The organism is Bifidobacterium sp. ESL0764 (assembly GCF_029395515.1).
In the GTDB taxonomy this organism is placed as follows: domain Bacteria; phylum Actinomycetota; class Actinomycetes; order Actinomycetales; family Bifidobacteriaceae; genus Bifidobacterium.
The window spans coordinates 403949-419287 of record NZ_CP113919.1; the positions used below are offsets into that span (position 1 = coordinate 403949).

Consider the following 15339-nt stretch of genomic DNA (forward strand, 5'->3'; position numbering starts at 1 on the left):
GGTTCTCGTTTTTATGCAGTGATGTCGTCGAATGCAAGGCAAGATATGTCAGGTTTTTCAAGCCGTTCGTCGGGCTTCAATAGAATGGAACCATGAGCAATACCGTCACCCTGAACACCCCGATTTCCTCGCTGATCGCCAACAAACGGCGGGTCAGTGCGCTCAAAGGGCTCGGCGTGGTGAGCGTGGGCGACGCGTTGACCTACTATCCGTTCCGTGTCACCGAGCCGGTGCCGGGGCGTTCCATCCGTGAGGCCAAGGCCGGCATGCCGATGGCGTTTGCGGCGGTGGTGCGCTTTGCGCGGGTCATCCCGATGGGCGGACGTAGGGGATTTCGGTTGGAAGCCGTCGTCGATGACGGTGCGTTCGCCGCGAGCCGGCAGGTGGCCGGGTCGAGTTGCCGGCTCGTCTTTTTCTCGCATAAAAAGCAGTATATGGACTGGATGAGCGGTCGCCTGCATTCCGGCGCCGACGTTGTGCTCGCCGGCACACCCACCGAATTCAACGGCCAGCTGCAATTCACCCACCCTGAAGTGCTCACGGTGATGCCGGAAGGTGCAAACGTTTTCGCTGGTCCGGCCGCGACGTCAGGTTCCGTAAGTGCCGGCGAACTTTCTTTCGATGATATTTCCAACCAAGCCGATGGAAGTCGGAATGCTAATGCTGCTACTGCCGACTCTGGCGTTTTAGCTTCGCATTCCCAGCCGGCGTCGAACGCACAGGCTGCCGGTTCGTCCGCTTCTGCTGGTGCGCGCTCAGGCGTTGCCGGCAGTGCACGTTTGTCTTCCGCCGCTGCAGCCGCGCGTGCCAGTGCCAACGTCAATGCTCTGAGATTCGACGCTTCGACCGCCTACGAGGCCTTGCAGCACGTCTGCCGGCCGCGGCCGGTCTATCACGCCACCTCGCGCATTTCCAGCGAACACATCCATGAGTCCATTGTCGCGATGCTCGATGCCTTGCGTGCCAGCGGTGAGGCGAAACTTCAGAAAAACGGTGATACTGAAGGTGGTTCTGTCACGCGTAATATTATGTCGTCGACAAGTGTGGGCGATGATGACGCTGCCGATAATACAGTGGCTGATGGCGCCGTTACCGATAACGCTGGCAAGGCCGATAACATTGCCGATAATCAAGTTGCCGACAGCAAGTCGAAAATCCTCGCCCTGCGCGACGCGATCCCCGATATTTTGCCGCAGGACGTCATCGCGAAAAAGAACTTGATGCACCGGGCCGACGCGTTCGCCGCCATCCACGACCCGCAGTCGACGAAAGCGTTCCATGAGGCGCTGGCGACGCTGCGCTACGAGGAGGCGTTCGTCTCGCAGATCTCGGTGCTGCAAAACCGTGAAAACGCTCGCAAGGCCGAGACTTTCGAATGCGAGGATTCTGGGTTACGTAGCCGGTTCGTTGACTCGCTGCCGTTCACGCTCACCGGCGGCCAGCAAGACGTCATCGACACCATCTGCGAGGACATGGGCCGCGCGTATCCGATGCAGCGGCTGCTGCAGGGCGAGGTCGGCAGCGGCAAGACCGTGGTGGCGCTCGCAGCCATGCTGCAGGCCGTCGGGTCCGGCAATCAGGCCGTGTTGGTCGCGCCGACACAGGTGCTCGCCGAGCAGCATTTCGAAACTATCAGCGGTATGGTTGCCAAGCTTGCCGACGGCGGTTCCGGTAAGTCGGCAAAAGGCGCTGATCACGATGACGGCAACGGGGACGCCGATGGCAAGAAAAGTAATACAGATAAATCTGAAAGCGATTCCTCGGCCATCCCGGTGACGCTGCTGACCGGAGGCATGAAACTGGCGGCCCGACGCAGAGCGCTCGCGACCGCGGCCAGCGGCGAGCCGGGCATCATCATCGCCACGCACGCCGCGTTCTCCAAGATGTTCCAGGCGCCGAACCTGGCGCTGGTGGTCATCGACGAACAGCATCGTTTCGGCGTCGAGCAGCGCGAGATATTGCGTGAGAAGGGCGAGAAGACGCCGCATCTGCTGGTGATGACGGCCACCCCGATTCCGCGCACCGCCGCGATGACGTGGTTCGGCGACCTCGATATTTCGTGGCTCACCGAGTTGCCTGGCGGTCGTAAGCCGATTCGCACGTTCATCGTGCCCGAGGCCGACGGACACACGATGGGCCAGATGTTCGTGCACATCCGCCGCCGCATCGACGCGGGGGAGCGGGCGTATATCGTCTGCCCGCGTATCGACGCCGACGAAGCACAGAACGAAGCTTCAACGGGTGGCTCGAAGGCGTCAAGATCCGGCCGTGCGGAGGAAGAAAACAACGACGACTTCGTGGAGATCGACGATTATGGCGACGAAAACGGCGACGGCACACCGAGCGAGCCCAAGCTGCCGCTGCACGCCGTCGATGAGATCGCAGACCGGCTTTCGAGCCTGCCGCAGTTCAAGGGCATCGCATTCGCGACGTTGACCGGTCGCGACGACGATGAAACCAAGCGGCAGGTGATGGCCGATTTCGAGTCGGGCAAGACGCCGATTCTCGTGGCGACCACGGTCATCGAGGTGGGTGTCGACGTGCCGCAGGCGAGTTGCATCACCATTTTCGACGCCGATCGTTACGGCCTCTCCCAGTTGCACCAGCTGCGTGGCCGTGTGGGCCGCGGCGGCACGGATTCCTGGGCGTTCCTCGTCTCGCGCGCCGAGCCGGGCAGCATCGCCGAGCAACGGCTGAAGGTCATCGAAGGTTCGCTCGACGGCGCCGAAATCGCACAGGCCGACCTCGAGCTGCGCGGCGCCGGCGACGTGTTGGGTGACGCCCAGTCCGGCGGCAAGTCCGGCCTGAAGCTCCTGCGCGTGGTCAAAGACGCCAAGATCATCGCCGACGCCCGAGAGGCCGCCGAAGCGCTGCTCAAGCACGACCCGAGCCTGGCCGACCAGCCCCAACTCGCCGGAGCCGTCCTCGACTTCACTCGCGGCGGCGAGTCCGAGATCCTCAGCAACTGATGTGACGCGTGCCGCTCCTGCATTCATGCGCAAAAAGTGCGAATTGCCGTTTCTAATTGGCACTTTTTGCACTTGCATGTGCGAAAGGTGCGAGTTGATGGTGCCAGTTGGCACTTTTTGCGCTTGCGTGTGCGAAAGGTGCTGTTTAGGTTGCTTAATTCGCACTTTTTGCACTTGAGTGATGTGGGCTTGCAACGCAGCTATCGCCGTGACAGGCTACGATGGCGAATATGCGTGTGATTGCGGGACGATTCAAAGGGTTCGAGCTGGCTAAGGCCAAGCCGGGCACCCGACCGACGACCGACCGGACCAAAGAGGCCATCTTCTCGAAGCTCGAGGCGTGGGGGATGCTCGACGGCGGGCGCGTGCTCGACCTCTTCGCCGGAACCGGTGCGCTGGGCATCGAGGCGCTTTCGCGAGGCGCCGACGAGCTGGTGGCCGTGGAATCGGCCGGCCCAGCCGCCTCGTTGATCGACAAGACGTTGGGCAACCTCAAACGCAATCGTTCTTGGGACGCCCGCACGATGAAGGCCCGCGTGATGCGCAAGCGCGCCGAGCGCATCGCCCCTGGCTATGATGGTCCCGCGTTCGACGTCATCTTCGCCGATCCGCCCTACGCCCTCACCACGGAGGAATGCAACCAGCTCGTCGCCGACCTGGCCGCGTCCCCGGCCACAGACGAGCGCACGCTTATCGTTTTCGAGCGCTCCACCCGCTCCGACCCATTGACGCTTCCGGAAGGCTGGCACACCGCCGACCAGCGTGATTACGGCGAAACCGCGGTCTACTACATCGAAACCGTGTGAAAGATGCTTTTATCATTCAGGATTATGTTATTTATCAATGACATTATGGCCTGAACAAGTGTTCATGTTATTGATAAACATAATTGATTAGCCTAGCTGAATGAACGGTATTAATCGTGCAACTTACGTGGGTGAGGGCCGGAGACCTCCCAGCCCAGCGCCATCAGGGTTTTGCGGTCGGCCTTGTCCAGCGCCGTGCAGTCGAGTTGCTCGATGAGGTCGGGGCGGAGGCTGTCGGTGTGGACGATGGCCTCGTCGCGGCGGAAACGGTCGACCTTGCCGTGGTCGCCGCTGGTCAGCACGTCGGGCACTCCCATGCCGCGCCAGACGGCCGGTTTCGTGTACTGGTAGTGTTCCAAAAGCGCGTTCGAGCCGGTGTAGGACTCCTCGACGATGGAGTCGGGATTGCCCATGAATCCGGGCATCAAGCGGGTGATGGCCTCGAGCATTACCGAGACGGCCACTTCGCCGCCGTTCAGCACGTAGTCGCCGATGGAGTATTCGCGCACGTCGACGCCCTGGGCCCGGTAATAGCGGGGGATTCGTGCGTCATAACCCTCGTAGCGTCCGCAACCGAAGAGCAGGTGCCCGGCCCGCGAAAGCTCGGTCGCGTCGCGCTGTGTGAACAGCGGGGCCGAAGGGTTCGGGAAAATAAGAATTGGTTTGCTGTGTTCTTGCTGTGTCGCACTCGGAGCCGGCGAGCCGTCTTCCGGATTGTTTTTAACTGTGGCGGCAGAGGTTCCGGTGGCCGGCGACGATATCGTGATGTTGTCTACGATTGTTCCCGCTGTTTCGTCGTTTGCGGTTAAATTCAATCTGTTGGTGGGTTCAATTCCGTCGCGATCGATCGAGCGGGATTGGTTTATTGCCTTGTCGATATCGTCCGAGCTCGTCGATGTTGCCGATACTTTTCCGTGACCATCATCTTTGGCCGTGATGGTGGTGGATGGTCTTGCCGCAGTGTCATTATCCGCGATATCAACTGGTTCCATCCCAAGCAGATCATCCAGGCATTCGGCCCAGACCTCTGGCTTCATCACCATGCCGGCGCCGCCGCCGACCGGGGTGTCATCGACGGAATGGTGCACATCGTGGGTCCAGTCGCGCAGATCGTGCGTCTTCACGTCAAGTAGTCCGCGCTCGATGGCTTTGCCAAACAGGCCGACGTTGAGGGCTTCGAAATATTCGGGAAACACGGACACGATATCGATTTTCATGTCTTCAACCATATCGCATGCCCATCCGTCGGCGAGCATGAAGAGATCAGAGCTCGAATAAGCGGTCCATGATGTTTCATGGTGGTCTTATTGTTGCGCCACGCATCGTCTATTGTGTGAAAACACTCATTTAGAGGGGTCTTGGTGCACCAAGTACCCCAAAAAAATGAGATTGAGACTTCATTCTTGTGATTGAGGGGGTACTTGGTGCACCAAGACCCCTCTAAATCGCAGAAATGTGCATGATTTTAGAGAAAAACCGTTGCTTGGTGGCACCAAGAGAGGATAAAATGACGAATTCAAAACTGATGGCGGAGATTGGACGCGATTGACGGCGCTCAAAGCAGGGGAATCAGACCGATTGGCGGATCGATGGTGATGCGGTTGCTATGAAGATCGATGTCCGGCACGAGTTCATCGACGAATGGGACCAAAGCGGTGTTGATGTTTTTCTCGTTGTCTTCCTCGTCGGTTTCGGGGGCTGATGCGGCACTAAAACTTCCGTCTTTCTGCTCGATAACGGGGTTCGTCAAGCGTATTTTCAGCAGCGATTGTGCAGGGCCATCGATGACGTCCACGACCTTGCCGATAATCTGTCCGGCTTTTGCCGCACTGATTCCGTTGGTCGGATTGTCCACGACGCGAGCCTCAAGCCCGATAAGATCCTTGGGGTACCAAGCGTCCTCTTCGGCCATTTCCTCGGGATCGTCGGCCTCGACGTACAGTTCCAAACCGTTCAGGGCCTCGGAAGCGTCGCGGTTGCTGACGCCCGTAAAATGCAGGATCCAGCGATCCTTGAACGTGCGGGAGTGTGCGACGGTGTAGGTTCGCTCGCCGTCTTTGGTGGTCAACACCGACCCGGCGGCAAACCGGCGTTCCGGTTCGTCGGTAAACGTGCGAACGTTGACTTCGCCTTTGAGCCCCTGCGCACGCCCGATACGGCAGACCCTCAACAGTTCACGCTGCTGAGGGTCTGCCTGCTGCGAAATGGTTTCGTCGCGATTCACCGGCGTACATCCATGATGTCGACGCGCACCTTGTGGTCGGACAGAGCCTGCACCACAGAGCGGATGGCATTGGCGGTGCGGCCAGAGCGGCCGATCACGCGTCCGATGTCTTCAGGGTTCACACGCACCCGCAACAATTCGCCGCGGGCGTTTTCGTGGGACTTCACCGACACATCATCGGGGAAGTCGACGATATTGGAAATGAGATGTTCCACAGCTTGCGCGAGCATGATTACTCAGCCTTCTCGGTCTCTTCGGCGGCAGCTTCTTCAGCACCGGCCTCGTCGGCCTTCGCCTCATCAGCCTTGGCGGCTTCGGCGGCCTTCTCGGCCTCGGCCTTAGCCTTGGCTTCGGACTGCTTGGCCTTGCGCTTCTGCGCGTCGGCCTCAGCGGCCTCGACGCGAGCGGCGGCATCCGGGCCGGCTTCGGCGGTCTTCAGCGTGCCCTCGGCGCCCGGCAGACCCTTGAACTTCTGCCAGTCACCGGTGATCTTCAGCAGGTTCAGCACCGGTTCGCTCGGCTGCGCGCCGACGCCGAGCCAATACTGAGCGCGCTCAGAATCAATCTTGATCAGCGAAGGCTGCTGGTTCGGATCGTACTGTCCGATCTCCTCGATCGACTTGCCATCACGCTTCTTGCGCGAATCCATGATGACGATGCGGTAGACAGCGTGGAACTTCTTGCCCATGCGCTTCAGACGAATCTTGGTAGCCATTGTGGCTCTCCTTGTAGGTATCATTGCGGTTTCGCACTCGTATGTGGGGCATACTTGCTTGAATCCGCGTTGTCCCTCACGGCCTGCGGGAATGAGAGGGCCCCGCACCCGTGAATAACTTATCAACTATAGCTCGCCCGCTGGATAGATATCTTTGCTCGCATTCCGGCTCGGAATCTTGCTTGAGCGTGGCTGGAGCTTGAGTTATGGTCAGAATGACTAAATTTTATGACTAGATTTATAGTTCGTTAATGCGAACCAGTCGGAGGCAATGACATGGAGGTCGGTTCAGATATCTGGCAAGACCACGCGCTGGGGGCTTTGCGGGGGCTTTCGCTCGGTGACGCTATCGGTATGCCGACGCAGAGCATGAGCCACGAATGGATTGGGGCGGCCTACGGCAAGGTGACAGGGCTGGTGGACGCGATAGCCGACCAGCCGATCGCCCCCGGCATGGCCGCAGGCTCGGTGACCGACGATACCGAACAGGCGCTTCTGGTGGCGGGCCTTATCGCTGAAGGGTGCGGCCATATCGATTCGGCTCGTCTGGCTTCCAAGCTGTTGGCTTGGGAGGACGATATGAAACGTCGCGGTTCCCTCGATCTGCTTGGGCCTTCCACGAAACTGGCGCTAGAGCAGGTCAGGAACGGCGCGGATATCAGCAAGACCGGCCGCACGGGCACGACGAATGGCGCGGCGATGCGCGTGGCGCCGGTGGGCATCGCCCACGATGCGGGCCGGCCGTCGTTCGCCGGTTACGTCTATGAATCCTGCCGCGTGACCCATAACACCGTTCCGGGTTTCCAAAGTGCGCTGTTGGTCGCCGCCGCCGTCAGCTTCGGCGTTTCCGGAGAAACGCCGCGAATCTCGCTGGATCTCGCGTTGAGGCTGGCCGAAAACGCGTCCTACGAGAAAGCTGCCTGGAGTCCGAAGGCCAGTGTCGTCGCACGTGCGAAATCTGCCATCAAGGCCGCGCAAAGTATCGGCGGCGACGATGAGTTCGTCGAGCGGCTGCGCTTGGAATTCGGCACGTCGGTCGAAGCCGATGAGTCGGTTGCCGTGGCTTTCGCGCTGGCATATCGCTATGCAGACCAACCGTTGAAGGCATTGCTTACCGCGGCCAATATCGGCGGGGACACCGACACGATCGGTGCCATTTGTGGAGCCATGCTCGGCGCTGCGCTCGGGGCGGACGCGTTCCCGGAAACACTGACCGGGCAAGTCGCCGCCGTCTCGCATCTTGAGCTTGCGAAATCGGTGAAACCGTTGCTTCGGATCCGTGCGCACGAAGCAAAGGAAACGAAACAGTCCGTGGGCAGAGTAGCGCCGGGCGGGCCTGGAACGCAACGAGATACGTCTGAAACAGAGCCGGGTAGGCCCGGAACGCAACGGAATACGTCTGAAACAGAGCCGGGCGGGCCTGGAACGCAACGGAATACGCTGCAAACAGATCAGAAAGAGGTCGAACATGCGTGAACCTGAATTGCTTCATCTGGCTCAGGTGTGTGTGGACCTGACGCTGTCCGTCGATCATCTGCCCGAACGCGGGGGAGACATCTTCGCGACCAATCAGGCGATGAGCGCCGGCGGTGGTTACAACGTGCTATACGCCGCCCGGCAGATGGGGGCGCGTGCGTCGTATCTGGGTGCCGTCGGTACCGGTCCGATGGCGGATGTAGCTCGCAAAGCGCTGTCTTCGATCGGTGTCGGCATTGACGGAGCCCAATTGCCGGGCATCGACACCGGTTACAGCATCGCGATGACCGAACCCGACGGCGAACGCACGTTTGTGTCGACCAGAGGCGCCGAGACGCAGGTGCCGGAAGATTCCTACGAGAATATCGAGCTTGTTGCCGGAGATGTGGTCTATCTGAGCGGATATTCGTTCTGCCATAAAAAGAACGCCGAGGCGATACGAAGGTTTGCCGCGAAAAACGCGGGATGGAGCAAGGGCTATGTCGTCTTTGACACCAGCCCCATGATTGCCGATATCGACGATGAATCTTTGCGGAGTCTACGCGGTCTGCATCCGATATGGACGATGAATGAGCGCGAGACCGCGATTCTCTGTTCGCGTTTCGGCGTTGATGCGGGTTGTGGGGACAGGGATTACGCGGGGCAGTGCCGCTCGCTTGCCCGGTATTTCGGCGATCCCGTTATCGTGCGTGTCGGCGCTTTGGGCGCATGGTATTGCGATGGACGAGACGACCGCAAACAAAATGTCATACATATTCCGGCGCTAGAAGTCAATGCCGTGGATACGAACGGTGCCGGGGATACCCATGCAGGGGTCTTGTGTGCGACTCTGCTTGAATCGGACGATATCGTCCAGGCATTGAAGCTTGCCAACTGTGCTGCCGGACTGTCGACAAGACATACGGGGCCGGCCACATGCCCGTCAAGATCCGAAATCGAAGCGGCGGCAAAACGCCTGCATTAAGCGGGCTGTGGGCAACGGCGCGGAAACAGCATAAATCCGCATTCCAACCTATATAACCCGGCCTGCTGAATGTGGATATCAAAGAGGGTGGCATCCTGTGGAAAGGATGCCACCCTCAACAAATCAACCATCAACGGTTCTTTGAAACCGTCTGTAACTCATCTATTGGAGGAATATCCGCTCGTATCAGACGTTTGCGGGGACCTCGAAAGTCGCGAGGATCTTGTCGAATTCCTCGTTGACCTCCTGAAGCGTCACCTCCTGCTCCACGCTCTGGTCGGCGGCCTCGAGCAGCTTGTCCGCCGCCCAGTCCGCAACTGGTCTCTCCTCAAGTGCCGCAGCCCGTTTCATAAGTGCGAGCTGGTCTTTGCTAACGGAGATATTGAATTGAATGTCTGCATTTTGTGTGTCGTTCATAATATCCTTCTTTGCATTCGACATTGAATTCATACTTTTAGTATCGTTTCAAGTCGTCTGCATAGCAACCAAAAGGACAGCATATGGACACTCTCGTATAAAGTCAATAGACAGATACGGTATGTCTAGTTTTATACGCTTTCGGAGGATGTCTCAGGACAAAGATTCAACCGATAAAAGCCGCATATTGCTTGGGTCTAGCGATGCATCCGCATCCGGGAAAGCGGCTCGTAATATTGTCGGATAAGGCTCGCGTTTTGCTACTAGCAAACATGGAGCGGCTATATGCGGCGTAGCTGGGCGAGCAGTGCGAAATGATCGCTTCCGGGGATGGCCAGGGTACGTACCTGCGACGATTGGATGCCTGAGGTAGTCAGGATATGGTCAAGTTCCAGGCGTGGCCAAACCAGCCATTGCGGGAAACTCGCGGCGTGGGCGTGCGAGGCGGCGAGACCCGCGTCGCACAGCCCCGCGTCGAGCAGCTTGCGGAAGCTGGGGTGGTCAAGGTTCGAGTTGAGATCGCCCATGATGACGGTTTCGGGCTTTCGGGCCGTCTCGCTTTGCGGGCCGTCGGTCTGCACTGGCTCTGGGCTATCGGTCTGTACCGCCGTTTTGGCTTGGTGCATTTGGCTGTTTGCAAGGCTCTCGCCGTTGCTTGTGTCCAGCGGCGTGTATGCGCTGTCACTGGGTGTTTGCGAGGTCAGCGTTGCGAGATTGATGATGCCTTTGGCCCATTGACTGCAGCCGCGCATCGGGGATTTGGGATGCGCGCTGTACACGGTCACTCCCTCGATTGCACAGCACGGCACGTCGGCTGCGGCGATGTCGACGGTGCGCTCGGTTTGTGCACTCGGCTCGGCCGCCGAGAAAATGCCGTTGAAGCCGCCGTTGTCGCTTTTCTGCGCACGCCCGAGCTGACGGTAGGGGAGCAGTTCGTTGATGCCCGCCTTATCGAGCGCGGAGACGAGGTCTTGCGTGAGTTCCTGCAGGGCCAATACGGATACGTCATTGCCGCGTATAGCGTCGACGATGGCCTGCGGGTCGGCAAGACCGTAACGGCAGTTCAGCGTCATGACGGTAAAGGAACCGTCGCCGTTTGGGTGTTCCAGCGGTTCGTGTTGCTGTGATTGCTCCTGAGATTGTGATTGCTCCTGCGTTCGAGCTTGGATTTGTCGGGCGAAATAATGATTCTTGACTCTGTACCAAGGCGAGGCGAACAGACCGGTGAGCAAGGTTACTATCGCGGCGCAGACGGCGACGGCCCAATGCTGGAGTGCAAGCGCTGCCGCCAGAATGATCACCGACGGTATCCAGAGAAAGCGGACGAACGCGATGAGATACGGCAGCGGGCCGTGCCCGTCGGCGCCGGCCGGCAGAAAGCGCAACGCCCACCACAGGGAGACAATGACGAGCAGCACCGACAGTGCGATGGACATGGACCCTCCTTCAAGGCTTGATAGGGAATGCGCCATGCCTGTCCGCCGGCGACGAAAAAGGAAATACGCGGCCGGCGCAAGCCGACCGCAGTCAGAGTGGTTCAGCCAAGCAGGCCGGATAGGCCGCCGCCGAAGTTCGGCGGGAGATTCGGGGTGCCGTTCTCGTCGCTGCCGGCCGCTTGCATGGCTTCCTGCAGGCCTGCCGGGAGGGCGGGGTTCTGCGGTTTCTTGGCGAAAGCGGAACCGCCGGAGTTCTTCTTGCCGGCGAGTTTTTGACGCAACGCTTTTTCTTCGGCCTCGCGCTTCATCGGGTTGCCCGACTTGGACTTGCCCTTCTTCTTGCCTTTCTTGTTCTTCTTACCGCCGTAGCCGCCGCCCATGGCGGGGCCACCGAAGCCGGGGATACCGCCGCCGACCTTGTTGGTCATACGCTTCATCATCTTGGCCGCCTGCTCGAAGCGTTGCAGCAGGCCATTGACTGCCGAGACGGTGTTGCCGGAACCGTATGCGATGCGGGCGCGACGGGAGCCGTCGATGATGGAGGGATCGCGGCGTTCGGCCGGGGTCATCGAGTGAATGATGGCTTCGGTGCGGTCGATCTCGTGCTCGTCGAGGGCCTCGAGCTCCTTGCGATGTGCGGCCATGCCGGGAATCATGCCCAAGAGGCTTTTCATTGAGCCAAGCTTGCGCACCTGCTCGAGCTGTTCCATGAAGTCGTCGAGGCCATAGGTGCCTTTCGCCATCTTCTGGGCGGACTCCATCGCTTCCTGCTCGTCGAACTCCTTCTGCGCCTGCTCGATGAGGGTGAGGATATCGCCCATGTCGAGGATGCGGGAGGCCATGCGGTCGGGGTGGAAAACCTCGAAGTCCTTGAGCCCCTCGCCGTTGGAGACGAAGAGAATCGGCTTGCCGGTGACCGTTGCGACGGAAAGCGCCGCACCGCCTCGTGCGTCACCGTCGAGCTTGGAGAGCACCACGCCGGTGAAGTCCACGCCCTTGTTGAAGGCCTCGGCGGTCTGCACTGCGTCCTGGCCGATCATCGCGTCGATGACGAAGAGGATCTCGTTGGGGTTGACGGCGTCGCGGATGTCGCGGGCCTGGGCCATCAGCTCCTCGTCGACACCCAAACGACCTGCGGTATCGATGATGACCGTGTCGTAGAGCTTGTCTTTGGCGTACGCAATTGAGTCGCGGGCGACCTTCACCGGGTCTCCGGTGGTCTGGCCGGGAGCGGCGAGTGCCTCGCCTCCATCGGACTGCACGCCCTTTTCGGGAGCATAGACCGGTACGTCGGCACGCTCGCCAACCACTTGCAGCTGGGTCACCGCGTTCGGCCGCTGCAAGTCGGCCGCGACCAGCAGCGGGGTGTGGCCCGCGTCCTTGAGCCAATAGCCGAGCTTGCCTGCCAGCGTCGTCTTGCCGGCGCCCTGAAGGCCCGCCAGCATGATGATGGTGGGTGGGTTCTTCGCGAAGGCAAGCGGACGGTCGACGCCTGCGCCGAGGATCTGCGTGAGCTCCTCGTTGACGATCTTCACCACCTGCTGCGCCGGGTTCAGGGCCTTGGAGACCTCTTCGCCGAGCGCGCGCTCGCGGATGCGGGAAGTAAAGGAACGCACCACGTCGAGCGCCACATCGGCGTCCAGCAGGGCGCGGCGAATCTCGCGGATGGTGCCGTCGATATCCGCTTCGGTGAGTTTGCCTTTGCTCTTGAGGTGCTTGAACGCGCCCGAGAGCCTGTCTGTCAAAGAACTGAATGCTGCCATAATGAGCCCTATTCTACCGGTTCGTAAGGAGAAATAAAGGAATCTTCCTGGCAACTGTTCGCCTGCCAGGAAGATTCCTTTTATATCTTTATATATCGCTGTCTTTCAGGCAGACAGCTGGTTTAGTGCTGCACGTCTTCATGGTGACGGGCAATCAACAGATTGTTCTGGCGCATGAAGATACCTGCGAACATCGCCAAAGCAATCAGCATGGCCAGCATTGCTATGCCAACGGCCGGATTGCTCCGTGCGGCCGTAGGAGACACAGTCGCTGTTGCGTTGGCATTGCCTTCAGCGCTGCACTGGACGTATGCAGCAGGCGAAACCAGTCCGTTCTGCAGATAGGCTGCTGCACATGCACGTTTCTTCTGGTCGTTCTTCTCGCCGATGACGTTCGGAGCGGAGTCTGCGTTCTGGTCGGGTGCGGCTTGTTGGGGCGCAACCTGAGGAACAGCGCGCTGGATGCGACTCTGCGGAGCGGCCGGCGCATTGGTGACCATCGGCAGGGAAACCGGCGAAGTGGCAATCGGGATTGCCGGAGCATTGGGCCTCACCGTATTGGTAGGTTGCTTCGTAGCGTCAGCGGCTGGGCTCTTGGAAGGAGTCTTGTCGATCTTACCGGTGTTGTCAGAGGTCTTGTCGGGCTTGGACTCGGACGGAGTCTGCTCACCATCGCTAGGTGCAGGCTTGGTCGGCTTGGAAGTACCGGGAGTCGGCTTTGTGGGCTCGGTAGGTTGGGTCGGTTCGCTTGGCGTCGTCGGCGGTACGACCGGTGCAGGCTTAGGCACCAGCTTCCATACGGCGTACAGGGTGACATCACTGTTCAGCAAGTCGACGGTGTCACCACTCTTGACTGTCGCGGTGGTAGACGCAGGGCCCTCGCTCCAACCTTCGAACGTGTATTCGTCAGAGGTGCCTTCGTTCGCCTTGAGCGTGAACGGATCGGCAGGAACAGCAGGATTGCTGGACATAATGTTGTGCGAGATGTTGTGGTTGGTCATGTTACCGTCAGCGTCGTAGGTCGGCATCGGCACGCCCTGTGCGTTGGTCATGGGGAAGACTCGCGTCAGGTTGCCGTTGGCGTCGGCGGTGAAGCCTTCCGCGGCAGCATCGGCCGTATAGCCTTGCGGCAGATTCGCGTTGAGGGTGAAAGTGCGGTTCGTGACCGCGCCCACGGTGTAGGTGCCGGCGCGGTTATAGTTGGGGTCTTGCTTGTCGAAGCCGAGTATCTTGTTGCGCAAAGTCCACGTCTTGATCGTGCTTGTGTCGCCGGTTGCTTCGGTCACGCCGGTGGTGCCGTCCGACAGCTTCGTCACCTTGGTGGGATTGCCGCCCCACTGGTTGTAGATGAGGTCGAGCTTGGTCTTGGGTCCAAGGGTGAGGGTGTGGATGTGCGTGCCGAAGAACATCTCATTCGTGTCGATGACTTTGCTGGTGTCCCAGCCGCTCAGGTCCAGCGACTCGATGGTGTTGAGATTGTAGAACAGATGGTTCATGTCGGTGACGTTGCTGACGTTCAGGCCGCTCAGGTCCAGCGACTTCATCGAGGTGTTGTCGAACATCGACCTCATGACCTGCAGGTTGCTGGTGTCCCAGCCGCTCAGGTCCAGGTCGCTCAGGTCGTGGTCGGACTGGAACAGTCCCTCCATGTTCCTCACCTCGCTGGTGTCGACGTGGTTGTTGCTCTTGAACGAGGCCAGCGAGCGTCCGTTGGCCTCGCCGCCGCCGTCCCAGTTCCAGTCGCCGAACAAGAATCTCGAGTTCTCGGGCAGCTTCGTCTTGTTCACGCCGTCGAAGACGATGTGCTTAACGCGCTGGAACTGCGGAGTGTGAGTATAAATGTGTGCGTAGGGGGAGTCGGGGCTGTCGGACTTGAAGCTGGTGAAGTCGTTCTCGACGTTCGGATCCGTGGCGGTGAAGGTGAGCGTGCACTCGCCGTTGTATTCTGCGCTGTGGGATACTGTCCATTTGCCATGGCTCATCGCGCCGGTCGCGTCGGTGCAGTCGCTTTTGCTCTGCGTGCTCGGCGTCGCCGGTGCACTTGCTGTTGAAGGCGCTCCTAGCGTCGAAGGTGTACCTATCGTTGAGGGCGTCGCCGCTGCGGAAGCATCGTTGCCTGCAGTTTGCGAGGTTGGAATGTCGCCTTGCCCGGCGGGGTCGGGTTCTGGATTGGCGGCCTGCGAGATAACGGGAACGCTCAGCATCGCGGCGACAATCACCGTCCCCAGCACCACTTTAAGATTCTTACGCATTTCATCAGCTCTTTTCGTATGCAAGCCGTGTGAGTGTAACCTTTAAGGCGGCCCCACATCAACGGCAACATTTTACGTTTGTATCAAGTGTAACACATCAGTTAGATAAATACTATATTTCGCGTCTTGCAAAATACGATCATTGGCGGGCGAAAAGTATTGGAATCCCTATATTTGTTCGGCTTTTTACTTTTAATTGTCTAATTAAGGGTTGCTGCAACAAATGTCTTTGAAAGCTACGTCAATATTTGACGTTTAAACGTATCTGCCTTTATTTAACGCCAACGCGAGATTTTCGCATTATAAACCGCGAAAAT

At 59.4% G+C, this 15339-nt stretch carries 12 protein-coding genes; 4 read left to right on the plus strand and 8 right to left on the minus strand.

Going from position 1 to position 15339, the window contains the following annotated elements:
- The first annotated feature begins 92 nt into the window (after window positions 1-92).
- Window positions 93-2969 carry an ATP-dependent DNA helicase RecG gene (locus tag OZX71_RS01435; RefSeq protein ID WP_277160224.1) on the plus strand — a complete coding sequence of 959 codons (2877 nt, stop codon included), beginning with the start codon at window positions 93-95 and terminating at the stop codon, window positions 2967-2969.
- 230 nt (window positions 2970-3199) lie between these two features.
- Window positions 3200-3775 (plus strand): 16S rRNA (guanine(966)-N(2))-methyltransferase RsmD, encoded by a 576-nt coding sequence (gene rsmD / locus OZX71_RS01440; protein ID WP_277160225.1) that lies wholly within the window; start codon window positions 3200-3202, stop codon window positions 3773-3775.
- 110 nt (window positions 3776-3885) lie between these two features.
- Here the strand turns inward: rsmD and OZX71_RS01445 are convergent, their stop codons facing one another.
- The 4 genes from OZX71_RS01445 to rpsP form a co-directional block, all read right to left on the minus strand.
- Entirely contained in the window at window positions 3886-4992 is a 1107-nt protein-coding gene (locus OZX71_RS01445) for a tRNA (guanine(37)-N(1))-methyltransferase (protein WP_277160226.1), read from the minus strand.
- A 338-nt stretch (window positions 4993-5330) separates the two neighbouring features.
- A complete protein-coding gene (rimM, locus tag OZX71_RS01450) occupies window positions 5331-5981 on the minus strand; it encodes a ribosome maturation factor RimM (protein ID WP_277160622.1) in 651 nt (216 codons plus the stop codon).
- Between the two features lie 14 nt (window positions 5982-5995).
- Complete coding sequence (locus OZX71_RS01455) at window positions 5996-6229, minus strand: RNA-binding protein (RefSeq protein ID WP_277145719.1); 234 nt, start codon at window positions 6227-6229, stop codon at window positions 5996-5998.
- Window positions 6230-6231: 2 nt separating this feature from the next.
- Window positions 6232-6714, minus strand: coding sequence for a 30S ribosomal protein S16 (gene rpsP, locus OZX71_RS01460; protein WP_277145718.1), 483 nt, complete (start codon window positions 6712-6714; stop codon window positions 6232-6234).
- A gap of 276 nt (window positions 6715-6990) precedes the next feature.
- Between rpsP and OZX71_RS01465 the strand changes: the two genes are divergently transcribed.
- On the plus strand, window positions 6991-8190 hold the full coding sequence (locus tag OZX71_RS01465; RefSeq protein WP_277160228.1) for an ADP-ribosylglycohydrolase family protein: 1200 nt from the start codon (window positions 6991-6993) through the stop codon (window positions 8188-8190).
- Entirely contained in the window at window positions 8183-9154 is a 972-nt protein-coding gene (locus OZX71_RS01470; RefSeq protein WP_277160229.1) for a PfkB family carbohydrate kinase, read from the plus strand. The genes OZX71_RS01465 and OZX71_RS01470 overlap by 8 nt, the downstream gene beginning before the upstream one ends.
- Window positions 9155-9340: 186 nt before the next feature.
- Here the strand turns inward: OZX71_RS01470 and OZX71_RS01475 are convergent, their stop codons facing one another.
- The 4 genes from OZX71_RS01475 to OZX71_RS01490 all read right to left on the minus strand — a co-directional run bounded on the left by OZX71_RS01475 (window position 9341) and on the right by OZX71_RS01490 (window position 15022).
- A complete protein-coding gene (locus OZX71_RS01475) occupies window positions 9341-9571 on the minus strand; it encodes a DUF1778 domain-containing protein (RefSeq protein WP_277145715.1) in 231 nt (76 codons plus the stop codon).
- A gap of 281 nt (window positions 9572-9852) precedes the next feature.
- Window positions 9853-11007 carry an endonuclease/exonuclease/phosphatase family protein gene (locus tag OZX71_RS01480; RefSeq protein WP_277160230.1) on the minus strand — a complete coding sequence of 385 codons (1155 nt, stop codon included), beginning with the start codon at window positions 11005-11007 and terminating at the stop codon, window positions 9853-9855.
- Window positions 11008-11108: 101 nt separating this feature from the next.
- Window positions 11109-12770, minus strand: a complete 1662-nt coding sequence (gene ffh / locus OZX71_RS01485; RefSeq protein ID WP_277160231.1) for a signal recognition particle protein — start codon at window positions 12768-12770, stop codon at window positions 11109-11111.
- 122 nt (window positions 12771-12892) lie between these two features.
- Window positions 12893-15022, minus strand: coding sequence for a BspA family leucine-rich repeat surface protein (locus OZX71_RS01490; RefSeq protein ID WP_277160232.1), 2130 nt, complete (start codon window positions 15020-15022; stop codon window positions 12893-12895).
- Window positions 15023-15339 lie beyond the last annotated feature (317 nt).